Origin of the sequence: Aeromonas sp. S8(2024) (genome assembly GCF_041403085.1) — a bacterium.
Taxonomy (GTDB): domain Bacteria; phylum Pseudomonadota; class Gammaproteobacteria; order Enterobacterales; family Aeromonadaceae; genus Aeromonas; species Aeromonas dhakensis.
Map to the genome: position 1 here is coordinate 637,697 of NZ_JBGLRF010000002.1, position 20,540 is coordinate 658,236.

Genomic DNA, 20,540 nt, shown 5'->3' on the forward strand with positions numbered 1-20,540 from the left:
ATGCTTGCCCATTTATTGAATATCGAACCGGCTTGTTGGGCGGATAAAATAAAACCCGCCGGTTGGGCGGGTTGGTATGGGGCAGGGGATGCCGCTGAGGCAAGACGCGCGCTGGCAACGGGCCGGGTGAGCACGGCCCGCCCGGACTCAACGCTCCAGCAGGGGGGCGGAGCGGTAGCTCCAGAGCCCGTAGGTGCGCAGGGCATCGCGGTAGATGCCGAGCAGCTCGCTGTCGCTCACCTTGGCAAGCTCGGAGAGCGGCTTGTCGGGGTAGCTGACGCTGTCTATCCGGATCCCGGCCGGCCCGCTCTGCCAGCAAGCGATCTCCAGCAATGTCTGGCCCCGGCGCACATGGCTGGCGGAGCTCACCAGGGTGGCGTACTCAATCTGGTGGCGGGCGAGGGCATAGCCGCTGTAGAGGGCGTTCTCCACCGTGCTGGTGGCATAGTTCTCCTCGATGATGCGGGAGCGGTCGATCCCCTTTTTCACCAGCCAGTCCGCCATCAGCTTGCCCTCGGTCTGACGGTGCTGGGGCACGCCGCCGGTCAGAATGATGAGGGTCGCCGGGTTGGCCTTGGCCAGCGCCCGGGTGGTTTCCAGCCGGCCCAGCAGGATGTCGTGCATGGACCCGTCGGGATTGAGAGCATAACCCAGGGTGACGATGGCCCGGTTGCCCGGCTTGGGTGAGCGCTCACCCTGCTCCTTGAGCGGGGTGGCGATGACGCGCTCGACCGTGTCGAAGATGCGCTGCAGATCGGCGGCCCGGCCGGGATTGAGGGTCGCCAGCTTGCTCTGATACCCCTTGGCGGCGGTCTCGTTGTGCTTGAAGGTCTGCCAGGTGGCGAGGTAGGTCAGCAGGTCGATGTCATCGGGCGCCGTGCTGAGGGCCTGCTCGAACAGGCCGATGGCCTTGTCCACGTTGCCGTTGTAGATCTGGGCGTTGGCCGCCGAGATGAGCAGGTCGGTGCGATAGGGCTCGAGCTGGTAGGCCTGCAACAGCAGCTCGGTGACCTGCTCCATGTTGCTCGGCATCTTGGCGGTGAAGCCGGCGGTGGAGATGCGGGCGGGGGATTTGAAGATCTGCCAGGCGTCCGCCAGCAGCTGATCCACCACTTGGCGCTTGCTGATGTACTGGTCGTAATTCTGCTCCTTTTGCAGGGAGCGTACCGGGGTAGCCCAGGCTTCGGAAGGGAGCACGGCAGGCAATGTCAGCAGGCCGGCCAGCGTCAGGGCAATCGCGGTTCTTTTCATCATGATGGCGTTCCACCGAAGGTTGATGGCTCCAGGCCATTCCAGGACCATGGGGCTTTTTCAATAAAAACATAAACTTGGTGATTGGTCAGTGTACCGCGTCGTGGCGTGAAAAAACGTGAACCGCTTCGGTTATCCGGGGAAGGGGGTGGTGTTTGCCCTATTCGGGGGGAGCGAGGTGTGGTTTTCCTGTGAAGTGGCTCAGTTGTGGCGCAATCCTGCCGCGTTTTCGGCGAAAGGGGCCATGACTGTGAAAAAGTTGACGGTGCCAATCGTTTTACCGCTTTTTCTGTGACGGCGATCACTGTACCATCGCCGCCCGACCTGCCACCTAGCGCGCGGCTCCCTGCGTTCTGGTTGGCGTCACCCGATACTCGCCGTCACCCGGAACGTGAATGACCCCAGGATGGGACCCGCCACTAACCTGTAGGTTTGTGGTCTGCGTGTCGCGGGGTCGGCACCTTTCCCGCCCGCTCCCTGCGATGCCTGTCTGCAGACTTGCCGTATGAAACTTCTCTCTTCATAGGTGCAAGATGACGCTGTTATTGAGTCTGGTCGGTATGCTGGCCCTGATGTTTATCGCCTGGCTGGCCAGTGAAAACCGCCGTGCCATCCGCTGGCGGACCGTGCTGGGGGCGCTCGCCCTGCAAACCGGCTTTGCCGCCCTGGTGCTCTACTTCCCCCCCGGTCAAATCATGCTCGGCGCCATGAGCAACGGCGTCTCCGCCCTGCTCGGCTTTGCCGACAGCGGCATCCGCTTCGTGTTTGGCGATCTGGCCAGCAACGGCTTCATCTTCGCCGTGCGGGTGCTGCCGCTGGTGATCTTCATCAGCGCGCTGATCGCGGTGCTCTATCACTTCGGCATCATGCAGTGGGTGATCCGGGTGCTGGGGGGCGGTATTCACCGCCTGCTCGGCACCAGCCGCGCCGAATCCCTGGTGGCCACCGGCAACATCTTCCTCTCCCAGGGTGAATCGCCGCTGCTGATCCGCCCCTTCCTGGCGGGCATGACCCGCTCCGAGCTGTTTGCGGTGATGACCTGTGGCATGGCCTCAGTGGCTGGCTCTGTGCTCGGTGGCTACGCAGGGCTGGGTGTGGATCTGAAATACCTGATCGCCGCCTCCTTTATGGCGGCGCCGGGGGGCCTCTTGATGGCCAAGCTGCTGGTGCCTGAGCAGCAGCAGGTGAACGATCAGGCCGAGATCACCCTCGACAAGAGCGACTACAGCAATGCCATCGACGCCTTGGCGGGTGGCGCCATGAGCGGCATGAAGATCGCGGTGGCCATCGGTACTATCCTGCTGGCCTTTGTCAGCGTGATCACCATGATCAACGCCGGTCTCACCACGGTGGGCGAGTGGTTCGGCTGGGCTGATCTCTCCCTGCAGCAGCTGCTGGGTTACCTGTTTGCCCCGGTGGCCTGGCTTATCGGCGTGCCGGCCAGCGAGATGATGGCGGCAGGGTCACTCATCGGCCAGAAGGTGATCATGAACGAGTTCGTCGCCTACCTGGACTTTGCCAACATCAAGCAGGATCTGAGCGCCCACACCCAGATCATCATCACCTTCGCCCTCTGTGGTTTTGCCAACCTGGGCTCCATTGCGGTGCAGCTCGGCTCCATCGGCACCATGGCGCCGGAGCGCCGCCACGACGTGGCGAACCTCGGCTTCAAGGCGGTGCTGGCCGCGACCCTGGCCAACCTGATGAGCGCCACCCTGGCGGGGCTGTTCGCTTCCCTCGGCTAAGCGACCCTTGCCTCCATGCACACCCCGTCTCGCCACTGGCGCGGCGGGGTGTCGTTCATCTGGCGCCAGCCACTGACGCCTCGGCACGGCGTGGGCTCGACAGGGGCGGGCGCAGGCGGTAGCGTGATGACGCGCGGCCAGTCCGCGCCCGTTCAGGCATTCATATAACAAGGAATCACACCATGACCCGTCTCTCTCGCGCATTGGCGCTCTCCCTGCTGCTGGTCGGCGCAGCGCCGGCGTTTGCCGCCGCCACCTATACCTCTGATCTGCTGCTGTCGGCGGACTTCAAGGCCACCTGGGCCAAGGCGACCCAGGGCATCAAGAACCTGCCCAAGTGGGTGCGCAGCGGCAACGGCACCAGCTCCCCGCTTGAAGCCGTGGCCGGTACACCGTATCAGAGCGGCTCGGTCTGCAAACCTCACGACTGCGCCAGCCACTACATGCAGCTGCTGGTGGATGCCAAGGCCAAGCGGGTGTGGGGCGTGCTGATCGATCTGCCGGATAGCGATGCCGCTCGCGAAACCCCGTCCAAGTTTGCCCGCTATACCTGGCTCGGCCAGCCGGACAAGGGGATGCAGGCCGCCCTGATGAAGCAGGTTGAAGCCGACCCCAACTGGCAGTAAGCCTCGAAAAGCAAAAACCTCTGCTTAGGCAGAGGTTTTTTTATGGCGAAGAGGTGATGGGGCAGGGTGCTAGCGGCTCAGGATCCGCACCGAGCGGATGAGATTGTTGAAGTCGGTCGCCTCCTGCTCGCCGCCCTTGCGGGTGTAGTAGCCACCGCGAAAGTCGGTCTCCTCGAAGAAGCGCACCACCCAGCCAGCGGGTACGGTGAAGGAGGATATACGGTTGGCAAAGCCGTAGCGGCCGAGATCCGCAATATCCCGGTCGATGCGCAGGGAGTCGCCGCTCTGATGGGCACCGTCAAACACCAGCAGGGTACTGGCGTCGTCGCTCTCATCGAGTGTGGTGGTGATGCAGCTTGCCTTGGCCGCCTCGCAGAACAGGCTGTTGTTGCCTTGGCCCTGCTGGCAGCGGCGGCTCACCTTCTGGCGCGCCAGCCATTCGCTGCGCCCCGCATCGGCATAGACGCTGTTGAAGGGGGTCAGGGTACAGATGTGGATACGCCCGCCACCCTGGCTCTGGCCGTTCACCACGATCTGGGGATTGATAAGGATATCGGCGCGGACCGCTGTGCTCAGGGTCAACAGCGCCAGCAGGACAAACAGCTTGTTCATGGATGAGATCTTGCCAGTTCAAGGGGCGGCAAGAATTGCCGAGACGCAGCCTCGATGCAAGAGAGAGCGGCGCCCGCTGCGACACTCTTTGCCCGCCATCGACGTAAAGATGAAAGGCCCAAAGCAGAACACCGGCGCAAGGCCGGTGTTCTGAACAGCATGGCGGCGGGCCCGACGGGGCGCGCGGCTTAGGCGTAGAAGGCCTCGACGGTACCCTTGACGGTGATCAGCATGGGGTTGCCGTAGCGATCCTTGGCCTTGGGGGAGGGGATCTTCACCCAACCTTCGCTGATGCAGTACTCCTCGACATTGGTGCGCTCCTTGCCGTTCACGCGAATGCCGATCTCGTGCTGGAAGCACTCTGCCACATGGTGCGGGCTACGCGGGTTGGCCGCCAGGCGGTCGGGCAGGGCCGGTTTGTTGTCGCTCATTGTCATTACCTGTTGTGGATGCAAAGTGCGCCATTGTAGACAATGGCCCCGCCGGGCTCAAGGCAGCGTCTGCGCAGCCTTGAGAATCTGTGATGAGGTCGGTCAGGAGGCGCGCCAGGCCTTGATCCTGCCATAGGCGGTGCCAGCCAGAGTGACAAGAAACATGACGACATAGCTCCAGAGCGGCGGGTCGAAATAGAGATCCTCCGGCAGGCTGCAAAGATAGAGGAAGGCAACCGCCAGAAGCGGTGTCAACAGAAGTTGGATAAGTGTTCTTATCATGGGGCGATTCACTTATTGGATGCGAAATATGGAGGATCAGGCGCTTGTCGCTAGCCTTTCACTGCGTTAATCAGCCATGCCAGTTGGTGTGATTCAACGATGGGTCATCTTCTTCCGGCTCTCTATTCTGTCACGAGCGTGCTATTTTGCGATTCCGGCCTGACGGGGAGTTGCCTTGTCACTCCGGTAGTTGAGATAACCATGCGACAAACCATTCAGCAGGCATGGAGGCAGACTCTTTATTCAACGCAACGTGGATATCCCAGTTCGTTTCTACCTCCGCGAGTATGGGCATCACGGCATCAATCTCTGCGGGGGCATCTATATCAGCGTATTTGTTCCAGAAAGCCTCACACCAGTGAGCAATGGACTCATGATGGTGAGGTGCACTTTCTGGATGGGCGCCCCATGTCAAAACCTGTTTTACATTGTCTGGCGTAAATGCCAGCTGTATTTCATCGGGCATATTGCTTTACCTGCAACATCAAAGTCGTTTGCGCAATGCAGAAAAATAAGGGGCAACACAGTACGCTAGTTCGCGCAGTGGTCCTGCCGCTGTGCCTCTAGAGGCTTGTTGTGCATGCAGACGAAAACGGGATGGCTCTCTTTTCTCACATAGCCCCAGACCCGGATACCACGCTCCAGCATGGTAAATTTGACACCGGCCTGGCTCGCAATATGAATCGCTTCATCCGTGAAATCTTCAATGTCCGGTGCCAGCAATGCCCCTCTGGAGTGAGCCTGGTATGCCAGGACGTCCAGGAACTCCATGGCCCAGAAGTTGCCCCCATATTGTGCCAGTTCTGGTGTATAGCTCTCACCATCTTCTGGAAATGTGGAACCATCCAGATCCGTTCGCCGGTATTGGAAGAACCTGTTGCTTTGATGCAGCAACGCAAAAAGACGATTCCATTTGGAATTGTTCGAAACAGACGTCATGCCTGCCTTGATAACATACTCTTTGACTGGCTCTCTATGTCGAATGTCCATCACTATCCTCTAGGTCGAATGACACCTTGCCAGACAGATCTACGCCGCCGTGTCGTAACGTATTCCATGAAAACCAGATAATGGTTTGATAAACGACAGGTGTTGTAGATCACCTGTCAAGCGCCATTTTTATAACGCGGTCAAGCAGTTCTTCGTCCTCATACAGCTCGCGGTACGCGGTGAAAGAGAGGTTGCCTTCATTGTACTGTTTTTCAAAGAATATTTTTAAGCGCCAATCGTCGGGATCTGGCTTGTTGAAATCAAAGTCTATTCCACCGACAGAAGCAGTTCGGTATATATCGACACCAACACCATGAGTACGATAGACCCAATTAGTCCCTGGTATGGTCATTCTTCCCCTATGCTTTGGCTCCAATATTTCCTCTGCGGAGGCCAGATGAAAAACACGCACGAGCAGCTCTTCAGCCCACTTCCTTTGTGCATACCATAGCGGAACAAGGTTTTTTATTTTTTCCAGATTATCCATTTTTCCCTCTCAGATTCTATGTTATGGCGTGTTATATCCAGCGGCGGCAACCTATCTCGCGGTCGACATGCATAACAGAAAATTGTTCTGCGGCAGATTCTGTGTTTGGGATTTGGCTGCAATATTGCCCGACCTGTTGGCAAGATGGGGTGTTCAATCCAGACCAGTGAAGGCTATGAACGTCTTGAATGACAGGCTGACAAGACAGGAGTGATCATGGGAACAACCGCTCATAAAGCTCTTGTTCAAATGGCATGCCAAACGGGCTGGCAGTCACCAGATTCTTGCTGTAGCCATGTTTGTTTCCCTGTGCAATAAACCCCAGTGGCGTACCCTTGACCAACAGGGCGACGGAATGACCGTCAGGCGCCCAACGCAGCTCAATATCGCTTTCGAGCGGTGCATCACCTTCACTACCAGGAACAACAAACTTGAGGATTGCTGGCGGTGCGCTGTCGCCGCGGTACTCATTCAGATGTTCAGGGGATGGTACCGTATTGAGCAGCCAACAGTCCGCAACAGGGTAATCAGACCCGGAGTCTGTCATGTAGAGCCATACCGAAGCCCCTTCATCAGCAAGAATGGCCGCCTTCTGGGAAACAGGATGTCTTTCGGATAGAAAAAGGGGGGGCATTTTTGATGAGCCTTAGATTGAAAGAATGATCGCACCATCAGACACCAAGCCCGTACCGGAATATCCGAATATGCCTGATTGAAATATATTCATGAAGATGGATTTATTGCATTTATAGGCAGCATGGATTGTGATGTAAACATGAACATCAACCAAGAGAATACATATAGCGCCAGTTCAAAGCGATATTATTTTTTAAAGCATATTAACTGATTTTTAGAGCCTGCCAACTTGATAAAAATGAATTGCAGCATGACCCACCTGTTATCAAAGAATTGAAAAGCATCATGGTTAAAGCATGTCTTGTCATTGACTTTCTGTTCTTTTGGGAACCAGAGACAATATCAATGTTGCAACCGGGCCTAGCAGCAATGAAATAAAAAACCAGGCTAAACCGCTACGATTCTTCCCTTGGGCGAGGACAGCATTGATTAGCATCAATGTCCCCCACCCAACAAAAAACTGCTTGCCGGTTTCAAGGTAGTCTGGGTTCAAAAGATGCTCCTTTTCTTTTATCTGCTGAGATCCGAGTTCAGGCCCCGTTATGAGAAGCCCGACAGGAATGGGTGACCGCAGACACCTAGTAGTTTTCCAGCTCATATACCAGGGCTGCCGATAACGCTTGTGCCGTCATGGTCACAGCGGCGTCCTGTGGGGTGGGGAATATTGCGACCGGAATGCCCAGTCTGGACATTTCAGGCAACCACTCGCCCATCAGGTCGTCCAGGCCAATGATCTCAGGTTTCGTCGTTGACCAAGGACCTGTGGCACATGCGCTGGCGTATTCAGGGTGAGGCCAGATGGCAAACGCTGGCTTGCCACAACCGTCAATATCGCCAGACACCCAGCCGTCAGATGCACGCAATCCCCAGACAGACTCCTGGTCTGCGACGCGTTTGATGAAATGCATGACACGCTCTGTCGACGGAAGAGCAAGGACGTTTTGCATTTCCTTTTCAGTGAGTCGGTAGCTCATATTTTCTCAATGGTTAATATAGAACCCGTGGCTGTTTTCAAGTGCTGGTTTTTGGTGAGTGGTGTGCTGTATGGTTTGCCAACAACTGGCTGCTACAGAGGCATCTCAATGTTGGCAAGCGCCATTTGCTTTTTTGGATTCCAGTTTAATGGAATCGATTTTTTATTCCCCCACCATGCGCAATTTTTTGTTTCAACCCATTGATGACGGATCTTGGCAAGATGCTCAGGTGTGGAGTGTTGATCATAATCAAAACCTGACTCGGCACCACAACATTCGCAAATATCAAACGTGGTGCAATTAAACTTATCCAACACTGTTATATCTGTAAAGCCACAGATTGGGCATCCTTCACTTTTCAAGATTACCTCAATAGTGATTGGCCGGAAAGGCGGTAATAATAAAAAGGTGGTCTCATCATCAAAGAAGAACCACCTCTGGTCAATATGCAGGTGAACTGATTATCCTGCCTGTTTCAGACCGTCCCTGGTCTCAACACATGCATCTGTTTATAAATATCAAGACCGTTTCATGAACCCCGAATAGCTTTCAATGACATCAACCAATCGGGTGATAGTGGCATCATCGACAGTGAAATTATGATTCGTATCAAAATAAGAGATCTGAATATTCTCACTGAGAGGGTAGTGATCATCTATACCCAGACCACCATATTCATCATGAACACCCTGGATAATCAGCATGGGAGTTTTGAAATTTGCCATATGCTGATAACGTTCTGGCTCATCCTGCGAATCAGGATGTTTGAAAGGGTAGCCCAGGCAAATTATTTTCTTGAGACCCAGTTCATCGGCGATCAATGATGACACCCGTCCACCTGAAGAGCGTGCAAGTACGATGACACGTTCAGCGATACCCTGTCTGCTGATTGTCTTCTTGAGAAAATCACAACGAGATAACACTGCGTTGTCTTTCCTGTGATACAGATAGGAATAGTACGATGGGTGCAAGATACCATAGAGTATCTGTGCCGCACGAAGATGTAATCGTTCCAGGCGTTTTGGAAAAAGACGGAGCCGTTTTACCCATTTTCTGAATGAATAAATGAAGTTGGCCGCTGGGTCCTCCCAACGAATGTCGACATTGTTTTTTCTTAATCTGGTCAGCAAGGCCTGGTTCAATGTTCAATGCTTCATCTCTTTGTCAATCGTCGCGGCCGACTAAAAGCAGAATTGGAGTCTTGGTCACACTCAGATCTCGATACGATGGAAAAGTCCCGGCTATGTTGCCGGATTATTGGTCGATATCGAAGCCCTTGCAGTGGTTGAACCTGCATTGAGCGCCATCTTTTTCGAGTCTGGCGCCACAATCCCGGCAAGGCTACCGCCCCTGAGTTCCAGCCCCCAGTCTGCTGCCTGTCATCTGCGAGATAGCAACAATCGCTTTCATGGTCTTCTCCCGAGAGATGGATTGTCGTTTGGCTATCTTAAGGGCTCAGATCGAGGCATGGAAGAGGGGAGTGAGAAAAATACTATTAGCTTCAATACATTAGTGAGAAATGACTGTTTTAAGCGGGCTGCTGAGTGAGCAGATGTATGAAAAAAGCCCCTTCGCTCCTGCCGTCTCCCGTCGAGCGAGGCGACAACAATGCCGTGATCGGCGACAAGCAAGAAAGCGAAAGGGAGTCGATCTGGCGGGGTGATGCAGCGATTGCAGCTGTATCCCTTTGGGAATCGAAAATCAAAAACGTAGACATCCATCTTTTGTGTTCTGGCTATCCAGCGCCTTGCTCAGCAAGGTGGGTATCCGATATGTCGGTACTGTGGGCTGTGGGCACATGCTCCCGGCCTCACCTGTTTGCCAGTATGCTAATTGGCGTTACCCTGTCGTTTGCTGGCCTTTGTAAAGCGCCTAGTCATATAAGTACCCCAAACTAACAAAGTTTGAATTGAGCCAATAAAGACAAGAGCCTTTATTTTTGACCAGACTATTCAAGAGCGATGTGAAACTGTATGCGATTATGGTGGAATCACTCGTTGCATGGAGGTCCCAGAAACTATCGTAACAGTAGCCAAATTGAGAATCCCCGAGGTTTATGCTTATTGCTTGTTCAGGGCCATTTATTGCGATGATATAGAAATCATTGGAAATATCATCTTTGGGTGTGTCTTGCTCATATCCTTCAGGCAGTATAGATGGATTCGCAGGAATTAATTCTTCTGGTGTCGAGATTTTGAAACAATAGTCACTTGCCTCAAAAAGAATGACACCACCGCAGAGTGAATAAAATTCTTTTAAATCATCTGGAATATCCATGTCAGGAATGCCTGAAGGTGGCAATACCTTGCAGTTTTCCATCTCACCAATCCGTTGGATTAACTCTCTCATTCTCTAGTTTCCTGAACTATCACTGCGCTTAACGTTTGGTTAAGGGGCCAGCTTTAACCGGTTCCTAGGAGTAAAGCGAGAGATTTTAACCATTTGTTAGAGCCATGCTGCTGTTAATTTCTGTGCGCTAAGGAACCAATTTCTTTTTTAAATTTGTAGCACGTGGCCTCAAAAGCTTCCTGAGCAATGACAAAGTCTTTTGCGCGTAATTTGCTTTTCTCTGGGTCGCATAAGAACTTTGCAATTTTGCTTCGGGCTAGGTCAACTTCTTTATAGTTTTCTTCTAACTCTGGGAAGTGAACCAAGATAAGCATCTTTAGTTTTTGGGCTTCACCAGGCGCCATGAGATCACATTTATTGGTCAGCTCTAATACTTGGTTGTAATTTAGCTTTCCTGAATAACAGCGTAAATGATGCAGATAAATGTTGGAGAAATTGACTTCCCATTTTTCAAATAAAAGATAGGTTTTTTCTATTTTTATAATTCGCTGCTCGGCATATTTCTGCTTTGCTTGCATCTCAGAATTGGATTTTGATAGCTTTAAATTGAAGAAATTTGTGATGACGACTGCAAGTAGTGTCGATACAGCAGTTATAAGGCCGCTAATTATGATTGTGATGTCTTTTATTTCGATGCCTGTCAAAGTTATGCCCTAGGCTCTAAAGTTTGATTAAGGGGCGTACAAAAGCGAAGCTTTTGGATATTCCTAGTGGGTGAAGCGAGCGATTTGATCACTAGTTAGGTGTCTACCCAAGGGAAATTAAATCTATGGCTTTCCTGAACAAAGTATTTTTTGCCACATCTCGAATGTTGATCTAAAAATCGTAGGTTGGTGCTGAATGAAGTGAAGCCCAAAGTTGACCGCGAATATATCTGAAAATTTGTTTTACGGATTGTTGCATCCTTGTTGGTCCCGAACTGATTGGCGCAATAATACTCGCCTATTGGGCTTCGCTATGCTACACGCCAACCTACAAAAAATCACGCTACCGCCCCTGAGTTCCAGCCCCCAGTCCGCTGCTTCTAACCTGCGAGATAGCAACAATCGCTGTCATGGCGTTCTTCCGAGAGATGGATTGTCGTTTGGCTATCTTAAGGGCTCTGTTCGGGGCATGGGAAGAAGAGGTTGATAAAAATCTGAGCCGGTTCAATCAATTAGTGAACAGTTACCGTTTCAAGTGGGTTGTTGGGTCAGCTGAAGTACGAAAACTCCCCTCACCCCAGCCCTCTCTCAAGGGGAGAGGGCGCTTGTCTGCGGTTAGACGGGGGCTGAGGGCTGGCACTGTTTTGATCCCCCTCCAAGCCGCTGAGTCGAGCTCAATGGGTCAGGGGCGCCGTCAGGGATGACGGCGCAGCCGCGGTTGGTACAGGGATGTACCATCTGCGGCGTTCCGTCCGACCCAGAGAGTGAGGCGAGGGAAGCCGCCGTAGGCGGGCGGCTTGGCGGGGGAGAAGACCTTTGGTGACTTTGTGTCTTTCCAAAGTCACTCGCCTCAGCCCGAAGGACGGGCGAAACCCCATCGAGGGCGGAGCCCTCGTGTTCCATGCGGCGAAGCCGCATCAAGGGGCCAACCGCTGGCTCGGGAATCCGGCGAGAGTCTGTCGTCGTGGAACGGACTATTTCCTGCGGTGCAATGCACTGTGCTTATTACACCCTACGATGTTCCACTGCGTGGCGAAGCCGCGCCACCATATCAACTCCGCGAACGTCCGAATACGCTGCGCTATTCGAACCTACTATTCGATAACGCCGGGGGATTATGGGTTCCCTCACCCTGGCCCTCTCCCAAGGGGAGAGGGGACAAAGACGTCGGGAGCGGCAGCAAGCAGGAAAGAGAAAGGGAGCCGGTCAGGCTCCCTTTGATGCGTTGATAGGGTGATGTAACGATGGCCGCTATGCCGCTATGCCGCTATGCCGCTATGCCGCTATGCGTAAGGCGAATACGCAACCGGATCACTCACGGCCAATAGCATTTGGCCAAAGTCATCCTTTATCGATTGGTCGCGGCCTTCATCCCTTCCACAAACTCTTTCAGACGGATCAGCATATGCTCCGGGTTCTGGTGGTGGGTCTCGATGATCTTCACCACGGCGGAGCCGGAGATGGCACCGGCGGCGCCAGCGGCAATGGCTTCACGCACCTGAGCCGGTTCGCTGATGCCAAAGCCGAGCAAGGCAGGGGGGGCGTTGAACTCACGCAGGGTGTTGATCAGCCCCTCCACCGGCATGCCGGCCTTGGTCTCGGCACCGGTGACGCCGGCGCGGCTCACCAGATAGGTGTAACCATTGCCGAGCTCCGCCACCTGTTTCAGGGTCTCGGTGTCGCCATTGGGCGGGGCGATAAAGATGCTGTCGATGCCGAACTTGTCGGCGGCCGCCTTGTAGGGGGCGCACATCTGCACCGGCACATCGGCGACCAGCACCGAATCCACGCCCGCCTGCTGGCACTTCTCGTAGAAGCCGTCAATCTTGCGCACATAGACCAGGTTGGCGTAGACCAAGAGGCCAATGGGCAGCTGCGGGTACTTGGCGCGGATGCGGCCGAGCAGCTCGAAGCAGTCGTCCGGGGTGGTGTGGCTGGCAAAGGCACGCAGGGCGGCGCCCTGAATGGTGGGGCCGTCCGCTACCGGATCGGAGAAGGGAATGCCGAGCTCGAGGGCATCGGCGCCCCCTGCGACCAGCGCATCGACGATGGCCAGCGACAATTCTGGGGTGGGGTCACCCAGCATCACGAACGGCACAAAGGCGCCCTGATTGGCCGCGTCCAGACGGGAGAAGAGTTGTGCATAACGGTTCATGACAAGGTTCCTTCTTTTTCAAAAATGTCGGCAACGGTGAAGATATCTTTGTCGCCACGGCCGGAGAGGTTGACGATGAGCACCTGCTCTTTTTCCGGCTCACTGCGGGCCATCTTGAGGGCGTGGGCCAGCGCGTGGGAGGACTCCAGCGCCGGTATGATGCCTTCGGATTTGGCCAGCTCCTGGAAGGCGTCCAGCGCCTCCTTGTCGGTCACCGAGGGGTACTCGGCGCGGCCGATGGCAGCCAGGTGGGCGTGCTGCGGGCCGACGGAGGGGAAGTCGAGCCCCGCCGAGACGGAGTAGGACTCCTGAATTTGACCCTGAGTGTCCTGCATCAGGTAGGAGTGCATGCCAAAGAAGACCCCCTTGCTGCCGTGACCGAGCGGCGCACCGTGCTCGCCGCTCTCGATACCGTGACCACCCGGCTCGACGCCGATGAGGCGCACCGACGGCTCATCGATAAAGTCGGCAAACATGCCGATGGCGTTTGACCCGCCGCCGACGCAGGCGATCACCGCATCGGGCAGCCGCTCTTCCTTCTCGAAGCACTGGGCCTTGGCCTCTTCGCCGATCATCTTCTGGAACTCCCGCACGATAGTGGGGAAGGGGTGCGGGCCGGCGGCGGTACCGAGCAGGTAGTGGGCCGACTCGTAGTTGGCAGCCCAGTCGCGCAGCGCCTCGTTGCAGGCATCTTTGAGGGTGCTGGAGCCTGAGTGCACCGGAATGACGGTGGCACCCATCAGCTTCATGCGAAAGACGTTCGGTTTCTGGCGCTCGCAATCCTTGGCGCCCATGTAGACCCGGCACTTGAGGCCGAGCAGGGCACAGGCCAGTGCGGTGGCGACGCCGTGCTGGCCAGCACCGGTCTCGGCGATGATCTCGCTCTTGCCCATCCGCTTGGCGAGCAGGGCCTGACCCAGCACCTGGTTGGTCTTGTGGGCGCCCCCGTGCAGCAGATCTTCACGCTTCAGATAGAGGCGGGTCTTGGTGCCCTTGGTCAGATTGCGGGTCAGGGTGAGCGGGGTCGGGCGACCGGCATACTCGGTCAGCAAGGACTGAAACTCGGCGATAAAGGCCGGATCATCCTTGGCATCGACAAAGGCCTTCTCCAGCTGGAGCAGGGCCGGGATGAGGATTTGGGGTACGTACATACCGCCAAATTCACCAAAAAACGGGTTGAGCAGGGTCATGGCTTCTTCCTTGTATTAGCTAAATCGAAACATCAAAAAGGGTTGCGTTACAGGTTGCGCAGTGCGCCGAAGGCGGCTGCAATCTTGTGCGCATCCTTCCGGCCCGGGGCACTCTCTACCCCGGAGTTGAAATCAAGGCCGAGGCAGCCCACTTGCGCGGCTTGCAGGGCGTTGTCGGGGTTGAGGCCGCCCGCCAGCATCAGTTTGCTCTTGTCGAGCGTGGCCAGCAGGGCCCAGTCGAACGCCTGACCGGTGCCGCCGCTCTGGCTGCCTACTTTGGTATCCAGCAGCAGGCGATCCGCCGGGTAGTCGAGGGCGGGCAGCGGCTCGCCGCTTTCCTTGCCAAGAGAGACGCCTACGGCTTTCCAGATCTGGCAGCCAGTTGGTAGCAGTGGGCGCAGTTCCTCGATATAGGCAGCATCCTCATCCCCGTGCAGCTGGACAGCCGCCAAATGCAGCGCATCCACTGTCTTGGCAATGGTGGCGGGTTGGGCGTTGCGAAAAACCCCGACGTAAGAGAGCGGCGCACCCGCCATCACGGCGCGGGCGGCGGGGATGTCTACATAGCGCGGGCTTTTGGAAACAAAAATCAGGCCGCCAAACACCGCACCCGCCTGATGGGCGGCGGCAGCATCCTCGGCGCGGGTGAGACCGCACACCTTGTTCTGGCCCAGTACCAGCTTGCGCACAGCCGCCTCCAGATCCGGCTCGGCCATCAGGGATGAGCCCACCAGAAAGCCCTTGGCGTGGTGGCGCAGATCCGCCACTTGGGCGCGGTGGTTGATGCCGGACTCGCTGATCACTACCCGATCGCTTGGAATGTCTTTGGCCAGCTGTTTGGTGCGGTTGAGATCGACGCTCAAGTCGCGCAGATCCCGGTTGTTGATACCGATCACCGGCGCGCCAAGGGCGATGGCGCGGGTCAGCTCCTCCTCGTTGCTCACCTCGGTGAGCACGCCAAGGCCCAGCTCCTTGGCCACCGCGAACAGGGCACGATACCCCTCGTCGGTGAGCACCGAGAGCATCAGCAGGATGGCGTCCGCCTGATAGTGGCGGGCCAGATAGACCTGATAGGGGTCAATCATGAAATCCTTGCAGAGCACCGGCTGCGATACGCAGCTGCGCACCCGCGGCAAAAAGGCGAAATCTCCCTGAAAGAACTTCTCGTCGGTCAGCACCGAGATGGCGGTGGCGTATTTGCCATAGATGTCGGCGATCGCCTCCGGGCTGAAGTCGTTGCGGATCAAGCCCTTGGAGGGGGAGGCCTTCTTGCACTCCAGAATGAAGCGGGTGGAGCCCGCCTTGAGCGCGCCAACGAAATCCCGATCGCTTGGGGTCAGCGCGCTCTGGAAGCTCTCCAGCGGCTGGGCCAGCTTGCGGGCGGCGACCCACGCCTGCTTGGCCGCCACGATCTTGCCGAGAATGGTCTGGCTGATGGAGGCCATGTTCAGAAAAGCATGGGGGGCAATAAGGTCTGACATCTCGTTATCCTTGCGAAACTGGCTCTTGCCCTGCGGGCGTTCTGAATGACTGCTGTGCGACATGGTGGCTGACATCATGCCTCCTGATGGCCTGTTTCCTGATGACTCAAAGTGGCGAGCCGAGCGGCGAGCTCCGCCGTCTTGCCGCTCGCCAGCACCGCCAGCACCTCGGCCGCCGCGCTCTTGAGATCTTTCGCCTTGCCCGCCATCAGCAGCAGTGGCGCCACATTGGCGGCAATGGCGGCGTTGTGGGCCGGGGTGCCACGCCCTTCCAGAATGGCGGCGGTGATAGCGCGGTTCTCTTCAGGCTCCCCCCCCTGAATAGCGCTGACCGGATAGGTCTCGAGGCCAAAGTCAGCCGGGGTGATCATAAATTCGCGGATCTCGCCGTCACGGATCTGGGCCACCTGGGTCGGGCCGTGGATGGCAATCTCGTCGAGGCCGGCGCCGTGCACCACCATACCGGTTTTCAGCCCCAGTGCCAGCAGGGTTTCGGCGATGGGGCGCACCAGCTCGGGGGCATAGACCCCCATCAGCTGATAGGTGGGGCGAGCCGGGTTGATGAGCGGCCCCAGCACATTGAACAGGGTGCGGGTCTTGAGGGCCTGGCGAACCGGCATGGCGTGGCGCACCCCGGCGTGGTACTGGGGGGCGAACAGGAAGCAGATGCCGAGCTCGTCCAGGCAGCGGCGCGCCTGCGCCGGGCTCATGTCCAGCTTGATGCCCATCTTGTCCAGCAGATCGCTTGAACCCGACTTGCTCGAGACCGAGCGGTTGCCGTGCTTGGCCACTTTCAGGCCGCAGGCGGCAGCGACCAGCGCCGAGGTGGTGGAGACGTTGATGGTGTTGAGGCCATCGCCACCGGTGCCGACGATATCGCAGAACTCGTAATCCGGACGCGGGAAGTCGCGCGCTTCCGCCAAGAGGGCCTCGGCGGCGCCGGCGATCTCCTCCGGCGTCTCCCCCTTGATCTTGAGGGCGGTCAGCAGGCTTGCCAGCACTATGGGATCCACTTCGCCACGTACCACCTGGCCGAAGGCGTCGCGGGTACTTTCACGGCTCAGAGACTGACCCTGATAGAGGGTGTTGAGATGATGATGCATGTTGGTCTCCTTACCGCACGCTGCTTTCTGGACGGGTGATATGGGCGAGCGCCTGGGTGAGCAGACGGGCCCCTTCCGAGGTCATGATGGATTCCGGGTGGAACTGGAAGCCCAGCACCCGCTCATCCTGCTGCTCGATGGCCATGGGCATGCCCTGATAGTGGGCAATCACCGTCAGCTCTTCCGGTACATAGGTGGCGACCAGCGAGTGGTAGCGGGCCACCGGCAAGGGGCTTTGCAGCCCCGCGAAGGCGCCGTGGCCGTTGTGCTCAATGAGCGAACGCTTGCCGTGGACGATCTCGCCCGCCGCGCCGACGGTGCCGCCGTAGGCTTCGCACAGGGCCTGATGACCGAGGCAGATACCGAGGATGGGCACCTGACCACGGGCCAGCTTGATGAGGTCAATCAGGCAACCCGCCTCGTGGGGGGCGCCCGGGCCCGGCGAGAGCACCAGCACGGCGTCCCCTTCACAGGCGGCAATTTCGCTCATGATGCGGCTCGCCGGCAGGCTGTTGCGGTAGATCCGCACCGGATAGCCGAGGGAGCGGAACTGGTCGACGAGGTTGTAAGTAAATGAATCGAAGTTATCGAGCAGGAAGATGTTAGTGGCTGTTGATCCAGTACTCATTGGCTCGCGTCCTTATGTTGCTCCTGCTGGGCGCTCAGGGCTTGCAGGGAGGTGCCATGGCTGGCTGCGATGGCGGCCAGCACGGCCGCCGCCTTGGCGCGGGTTTCGTCCGCTTCGGCCTGGGGTTTGGAGTCATAGACCACCCCGGCACCGGCCTGTACGTGGGCAATGCCATCTTTGACAAAGGCGGAGCGGATGACGATGCAGGTATCCATCTCGCCGGCGCCGTTGAGGTAGCCGACCGCACCGCCGTAGCTGCCGCGGCGCTTGCCTTCCACCATGCGAATGAGCTCGCTGGCGCGGATCTTGGGGGCGCCGGTCAGGGTGCCCATGTTCATGCAGGCCTGATAGGCGTGCAGGGCGTCAAGGTCGGCGCGCAAGGTGCCGACCACCTTGGAGACCAGGTGCATCACGTGGCTGTAGCGATCCACCTTCAGCAGCTCCTTGACGTAGCGGGTACCCGGCTCCGAAATGCGGGCGATGTCGTTGCGGCCCAGATCCACCAGCATCAGGTGTTCGGCCACCTCTTTCTCGTCCTGACGCAGTTCCAGCTCGATACGACCGTCGAGATCCCGGTTGATGCTGCCATCCGGGTTGAAGCCGCGGCGGCGGGTACCGGCGATGGGGTACATCTCCACGTCGCGGCTGGTGGCGCAGAATTTCACCGCGCTCTCCGGCGAGGCGCCAAACAGGGTGAAGCCCTCGTCCTGCACATAGAACATGTAGGGGCTGGGGTTGGTCTGCTTGAGGCGGCGATAGGCGGCAATGGGGCTGGGGCAGGGCAGGGAGAAGCAGCGGGACGGCACCACCTGGAAGATGTCGCCACGGCGAATGAAGCCCTTGAGTTTCTCCACCTCGGCGCAGAACTGCTTGTCGCTCTTGTCCACGCTCATGCCGCCGGCGAGGGGCGGGGTGGCCGGGGCCTGTGCAGGGGCTTGCTGGCAGGCGTGCTTGAACTGGGCGAGACGCTCGCTCAGGCGGTGGTATCTGTCTTCCACCCGGCTCTCGTCGCTGTCGCTGCCAAAGATGCAGGCGAGCAGTGCAGTGGAGCGCGCGATGTGGTCGATGGTGATCAGGGTCTCGGCCACGTAGAAGCAGTAGTCGGGGCAGTCGTTGCTTCCTTCCGGCACCTCTGGCAGATCCTCGAAGGAGGCGATGAGGTCGTAGGCGAAGCTGCCGGCCATAAACAGGGCTTCTTTGCCCAGATGGCAATCGAGCTCCCGCTGCAGGGTGCGCAGCACGTCCAGCACGCTGATCCCCTTGAGGCGGCTATCTTCGTCCTGCTCCCGATCGGAGGCCGGGAAGTCGAGCTGCAGCTCGCCGGCCACCAGGCTCTGGGCAACGGCGGCGGGGAGGCGCTCGGCCAGCAGGCTCTGCAGCTGGGCACCGTTGTCGTTGAGGCTGCGCACCCGCACGGTGCGGCCACGGCACTCGATGCGCAGGCAGGCGTCCACCAGCAGCAGACTCTGCTTGCCCGCCTTGGAGTCGATCTCCACCGATTCCAGCAGCAGGTTGTTGGGGCGACCCTGGCAGAGCTCGCTGTAGAGTGCCAGCGGATCGGCCACATAGGGGGCGTTGAGGGTGAGGGTATCGAATTCACCCAGAGGAAGACGATGGCTGGCTGTCATAGTGCGTTCCCTTGCGTGTGATGCTGTTTTCCGATGTTCATGACGTTGAATTCCTTGAAAATTTAATGGGTCCGGGGTGGCTGGTTCAGGGGCGCCATCGCCAGGTCAGCTTGCTTGTCTGAATTCTCGGTTTCATCACAGGTCCATTTGCCGGATAATAAAAAAGCCCGCTGGGGTCAGCGGGCTTTTTCTTTGGGTTCTTTATTTGCTGTCAGATTTACAGGTACAGCAACGACCACACGCCCGCATGTCAGGGAGTGTGCCACCACCAGATGGTCAGGATGGAAGTCGTTTGCATGATAAAGTCCTGTAAAAAGATGTTTGCAATGAAGTGCCTACAGAAAACGATAAAGCCGCGGCCAAGTCAAGTCGCTTTTTAGCCTTCTTTCACCGAATGTGTACCCATGGTGACCTGACCACGAGAGCGGAATAATCTGATGAGATTCGATCTACACTGCCATACCACGGCCTCGGACGGGGTGCTGAGCCCCACCGAACTGGTGCGCCGCGCCGCCGAAAAACAGGTCGAGGTGTTAGCGGTTACTGACCACGACACCCTTGCCGGGCTTGATGAGGTGCGCCGCACCATCGAGAACGAGCAACTGCCGCTGCGGCTGGTGAGCGGGGTCGAGATCTCCACCGGCTGGGAGCATCACGAGATCCATATCGTGGCGCTGGGGGTGGATGAAAAAAATGTGGCGCTCACCGATTTTTTGGTCGGCCAACAGGCTCGTCGCGAAGCGCGCGCCCAGGAAATAGGGCGTCGTCTGGAGAAGTGTCTCATTCCCGGCACCTATGAAGAGGCCAAGCAGCTGGCCGGTGATGCGGCCGTGACCCGGGCCCACTTTGCCCGGGTGCTGGTGGCGCGCGGGGTGGCCGACAACATGCAGAAGGTATTCAAAAAGTACCTGAGCCGGGGCAACAAGGGCTATGTGCCGGCCGAGTGGCCCGAGATGGGCGCGGCGATCGACGCCATTCACGGCGCCGGTGGCCTGGCGGTGCTGGCCCACCCGAGCCGCTACGATCTCACCGCCAAGTGGATCAAGCGGCTGCTGGTGGCCTTCAAGGCCGCCGGTGGCGATGCCATGGAGGTCTCCCTGCCCCAGCAGAGCCCGCAGGAGCGGGCGAATCTCGGCCAGTGGGCCAAAGAGCACGACCTCTATATCTCGGTGGGGTCGGATTTTCACTTCCCCTCCAACTGGACCGAGCTGGGTCGCCACCTCTGGTTGCCCAAGGAGGGGATGCCGGTATGGTTGGCGTATCCCGGCCACTTTGGGCTTACCACTGAACAACACGCAGAGTTGCTGGCGAGTCGGTAACAGTATTTG

General features: G+C 57.5%; 23 protein-coding genes. 3 read left to right on the forward strand and 20 right to left on the reverse strand.

The features are described from left to right. Nucleotides 1–147: 147 nt before the first annotated feature. A complete protein-coding gene (locus ACB031_RS07455; protein ID WP_017780799.1) occupies nucleotides 148–1,302 on the reverse strand; it encodes a YdcF family protein in 1,155 nt (384 codons plus the stop codon). Between the two features lie 482 nt (nucleotides 1,303–1,784). Between ACB031_RS07455 and ACB031_RS07460 the strand changes: the two genes are divergently transcribed. After that, on the forward strand, nucleotides 1,785–2,996 hold the full coding sequence (locus ACB031_RS07460) for a NupC/NupG family nucleoside CNT transporter (RefSeq protein ID WP_371139297.1): 1,212 nt from the start codon (nucleotides 1,785–1,787) through the stop codon (nucleotides 2,994–2,996). A 182-nt stretch (nucleotides 2,997–3,178) separates the two neighbouring features. Next, nucleotides 3,179–3,622: an inhibitor of vertebrate lysozyme family protein gene (locus tag ACB031_RS07465; RefSeq protein WP_017765669.1), complete on the forward strand. Its 444-nt coding sequence runs from the start codon at nucleotides 3,179–3,181 to the stop codon at nucleotides 3,620–3,622. Between the two features lie 69 nt (nucleotides 3,623–3,691). Here the strand turns inward: ACB031_RS07465 and ACB031_RS07470 are convergent, their stop codons facing one another. The 19 genes from ACB031_RS07470 to ACB031_RS07560 all read right to left on the reverse strand — a co-directional run bounded on the left by ACB031_RS07470 (nucleotide 3,692) and on the right by ACB031_RS07560 (nucleotide 19,212). Beyond that, nucleotides 3,692–4,234, reverse strand: coding sequence for a beta/gamma crystallin-related protein (locus tag ACB031_RS07470; RefSeq protein ID WP_371139298.1), 543 nt, complete (start codon nucleotides 4,232–4,234; stop codon nucleotides 3,692–3,694). A gap of 188 nt (nucleotides 4,235–4,422) precedes the next feature. Then, nucleotides 4,423–4,665, reverse strand: a complete 243-nt coding sequence (locus tag ACB031_RS07475; RefSeq protein WP_005302916.1) for a DUF3297 family protein — start codon at nucleotides 4,663–4,665, stop codon at nucleotides 4,423–4,425. A gap of 102 nt (nucleotides 4,666–4,767) precedes the next feature. Next, nucleotides 4,768–4,947 carry a hypothetical protein gene (locus ACB031_RS07480; protein WP_095592360.1) on the reverse strand — a complete coding sequence of 60 codons (180 nt, stop codon included), beginning with the start codon at nucleotides 4,945–4,947 and terminating at the stop codon, nucleotides 4,768–4,770. Nucleotides 4,948–5,125: 178 nt separating this feature from the next. Then, nucleotides 5,126–5,413 carry a hypothetical protein gene (locus tag ACB031_RS07485; protein WP_081396122.1) on the reverse strand — a complete coding sequence of 96 codons (288 nt, stop codon included), beginning with the start codon at nucleotides 5,411–5,413 and terminating at the stop codon, nucleotides 5,126–5,128. Between the two features lie 65 nt (nucleotides 5,414–5,478). Next, nucleotides 5,479–5,937 carry a DUF6678 family protein gene (locus ACB031_RS07490; RefSeq protein WP_371139299.1) on the reverse strand — a complete coding sequence of 153 codons (459 nt, stop codon included), beginning with the start codon at nucleotides 5,935–5,937 and terminating at the stop codon, nucleotides 5,479–5,481. 109 nt (nucleotides 5,938–6,046) lie between these two features. Further along, on the reverse strand, nucleotides 6,047–6,424 hold the full coding sequence (locus tag ACB031_RS07495) for a hypothetical protein (RefSeq protein ID WP_371139300.1): 378 nt from the start codon (nucleotides 6,422–6,424) through the stop codon (nucleotides 6,047–6,049). Nucleotides 6,425–6,638: 214 nt separating this feature from the next. Then, nucleotides 6,639–7,058, reverse strand: coding sequence for a hypothetical protein (locus ACB031_RS07500; protein WP_371139301.1), 420 nt, complete (start codon nucleotides 7,056–7,058; stop codon nucleotides 6,639–6,641). 306 nt (nucleotides 7,059–7,364) lie between these two features. Further along, entirely contained in the window at nucleotides 7,365–7,553 is a 189-nt protein-coding gene (locus ACB031_RS07505) for a hypothetical protein (protein ID WP_077098074.1), read from the reverse strand. A gap of 85 nt (nucleotides 7,554–7,638) precedes the next feature. Continuing rightward, nucleotides 7,639–8,034, reverse strand: coding sequence for a DUF2750 domain-containing protein (locus ACB031_RS07510; protein ID WP_371139302.1), 396 nt, complete (start codon nucleotides 8,032–8,034; stop codon nucleotides 7,639–7,641). A gap of 92 nt (nucleotides 8,035–8,126) precedes the next feature. Beyond that, nucleotides 8,127–8,396, reverse strand: a complete 270-nt coding sequence (locus tag ACB031_RS07515) for a hypothetical protein (protein ID WP_371139303.1) — start codon at nucleotides 8,394–8,396, stop codon at nucleotides 8,127–8,129. Between the two features lie 156 nt (nucleotides 8,397–8,552). Next, a complete protein-coding gene (locus ACB031_RS07520) occupies nucleotides 8,553–9,176 on the reverse strand; it encodes an alpha/beta family hydrolase (protein WP_371139304.1) in 624 nt (207 codons plus the stop codon). 730 nt (nucleotides 9,177–9,906) lie between these two features. Continuing rightward, a complete protein-coding gene (locus ACB031_RS07525) occupies nucleotides 9,907–10,383 on the reverse strand; it encodes an SMI1/KNR4 family protein (RefSeq protein ID WP_371139305.1) in 477 nt (158 codons plus the stop codon). A gap of 113 nt (nucleotides 10,384–10,496) precedes the next feature. Beyond that, nucleotides 10,497–11,027 (reverse strand): hypothetical protein, encoded by a 531-nt coding sequence (locus ACB031_RS07530; RefSeq protein ID WP_371139306.1) that lies wholly within the window; start codon nucleotides 11,025–11,027, stop codon nucleotides 10,497–10,499. Between the two features lie 1,348 nt (nucleotides 11,028–12,375). Next, nucleotides 12,376–13,182: a tryptophan synthase subunit alpha gene (gene trpA, locus ACB031_RS07535; protein WP_371139307.1), complete on the reverse strand. Its 807-nt coding sequence runs from the start codon at nucleotides 13,180–13,182 to the stop codon at nucleotides 12,376–12,378. Further along, nucleotides 13,179–14,372: a tryptophan synthase subunit beta gene (gene trpB, locus ACB031_RS07540; RefSeq protein WP_106552996.1), complete on the reverse strand. Its 1,194-nt coding sequence runs from the start codon at nucleotides 14,370–14,372 to the stop codon at nucleotides 13,179–13,181. The genes trpA and trpB overlap by 4 nt, the downstream gene beginning before the upstream one ends. 47 nt (nucleotides 14,373–14,419) lie before the next feature. Continuing rightward, entirely contained in the window at nucleotides 14,420–15,928 is a 1,509-nt protein-coding gene (gene trpCF, locus ACB031_RS07545; protein ID WP_371139308.1) for a bifunctional indole-3-glycerol-phosphate synthase TrpC/phosphoribosylanthranilate isomerase TrpF, read from the reverse strand. Continuing rightward, nucleotides 15,928–16,956, reverse strand: coding sequence for an anthranilate phosphoribosyltransferase (gene trpD, locus ACB031_RS07550; RefSeq protein ID WP_095592367.1), 1,029 nt, complete (start codon nucleotides 16,954–16,956; stop codon nucleotides 15,928–15,930). The genes trpCF and trpD overlap by 1 nt, the downstream gene beginning before the upstream one ends. Nucleotides 16,957–16,966: 10 nt before the next feature. Continuing rightward, nucleotides 16,967–17,584, reverse strand: a complete 618-nt coding sequence (locus ACB031_RS07555; protein WP_005350219.1) for an aminodeoxychorismate/anthranilate synthase component II — start codon at nucleotides 17,582–17,584, stop codon at nucleotides 16,967–16,969. Then, nucleotides 17,581–19,212, reverse strand: a complete 1,632-nt coding sequence (locus ACB031_RS07560) for an anthranilate synthase component 1 (RefSeq protein WP_371139309.1) — start codon at nucleotides 19,210–19,212, stop codon at nucleotides 17,581–17,583. The genes ACB031_RS07555 and ACB031_RS07560 overlap by 4 nt, the downstream gene beginning before the upstream one ends. A gap of 437 nt (nucleotides 19,213–19,649) precedes the next feature. On the opposite strand from ACB031_RS07560, the gene ACB031_RS07565 reads away from it, so the two are divergent. After that, nucleotides 19,650–20,531 carry a PHP domain-containing protein gene (locus ACB031_RS07565; protein ID WP_323992100.1) on the forward strand — a complete coding sequence of 294 codons (882 nt, stop codon included), beginning with the start codon at nucleotides 19,650–19,652 and terminating at the stop codon, nucleotides 20,529–20,531. Nucleotides 20,532–20,540 lie beyond the last annotated feature (9 nt).

Excerpts from the sequence above, each read along its gene's own strand:
- ACB031_RS07455 (WP_017780799.1), bottom strand. The coding sequence starts at position 1,302 with ATGGTCCTGGAATGGCCTGGAGCCATCAACCTTCGGTGGAACGCCATC.
- ACB031_RS07460 (WP_371139297.1), top strand. The coding sequence starts at position 1,785 with ATGACGCTGTTATTGAGTCTGGTCGGTATGCTGGCCCTGATGTTTATC.
- ACB031_RS07465 (WP_017765669.1), top strand. The coding sequence starts at position 3,179 with ATGACCCGTCTCTCTCGCGCATTGGCGCTCTCCCTGCTGCTGGTCGGC.
- ACB031_RS07470 (WP_371139298.1), bottom strand. The coding sequence starts at position 4,234 with ATGAACAAGCTGTTTGTCCTGCTGGCGCTGTTGACCCTGAGCACAGCG.
- ACB031_RS07475 (WP_005302916.1), bottom strand. The coding sequence starts at position 4,665 with ATGAGCGACAACAAACCGGCCCTGCCCGACCGCCTGGCGGCCAACCCG.
- ACB031_RS07480 (WP_095592360.1), bottom strand. The coding sequence starts at position 4,947 with ATGATAAGAACACTTATCCAACTTCTGTTGACACCGCTTCTGGCGGTT.
- ACB031_RS07485 (WP_081396122.1), bottom strand. The coding sequence starts at position 5,413 with ATGCCCGATGAAATACAGCTGGCATTTACGCCAGACAATGTAAAACAG.
- ACB031_RS07490 (WP_371139299.1), bottom strand. The coding sequence starts at position 5,937 with ATGGACATTCGACATAGAGAGCCAGTCAAAGAGTATGTTATCAAGGCA.
- ACB031_RS07495 (WP_371139300.1), bottom strand. The coding sequence starts at position 6,424 with ATGGATAATCTGGAAAAAATAAAAAACCTTGTTCCGCTATGGTATGCA.
- ACB031_RS07500 (WP_371139301.1), bottom strand. The coding sequence starts at position 7,058 with ATGCCCCCCCTTTTTCTATCCGAAAGACATCCTGTTTCCCAGAAGGCG.
- ACB031_RS07510 (WP_371139302.1), bottom strand. The coding sequence starts at position 8,034 with ATGAGCTACCGACTCACTGAAAAGGAAATGCAAAACGTCCTTGCTCTT.
- ACB031_RS07525 (WP_371139305.1), bottom strand. The coding sequence starts at position 10,383 with ATGAGAGAGTTAATCCAACGGATTGGTGAGATGGAAAACTGCAAGGTA.
- trpA (WP_371139307.1), bottom strand. The coding sequence starts at position 13,182 with ATGAACCGTTATGCACAACTCTTCTCCCGTCTGGACGCGGCCAATCAG.
- trpB (WP_106552996.1), bottom strand. The coding sequence starts at position 14,372 with ATGACCCTGCTCAACCCGTTTTTTGGTGAATTTGGCGGTATGTACGTA.
- trpCF (WP_371139308.1), bottom strand. The coding sequence starts at position 15,928 with ATGTCAGCCACCATGTCGCACAGCAGTCATTCAGAACGCCCGCAGGGC.
- trpD (WP_095592367.1), bottom strand. The coding sequence starts at position 16,956 with ATGCATCATCATCTCAACACCCTCTATCAGGGTCAGTCTCTGAGCCGT.
- ACB031_RS07555 (WP_005350219.1), bottom strand. The coding sequence starts at position 17,584 with ATGAGTACTGGATCAACAGCCACTAACATCTTCCTGCTCGATAACTTC.
- ACB031_RS07560 (WP_371139309.1), bottom strand. The coding sequence starts at position 19,212 with ATGACAGCCAGCCATCGTCTTCCTCTGGGTGAATTCGATACCCTCACC.
- ACB031_RS07565 (WP_323992100.1), top strand. The coding sequence starts at position 19,650 with ATGAGATTCGATCTACACTGCCATACCACGGCCTCGGACGGGGTGCTG.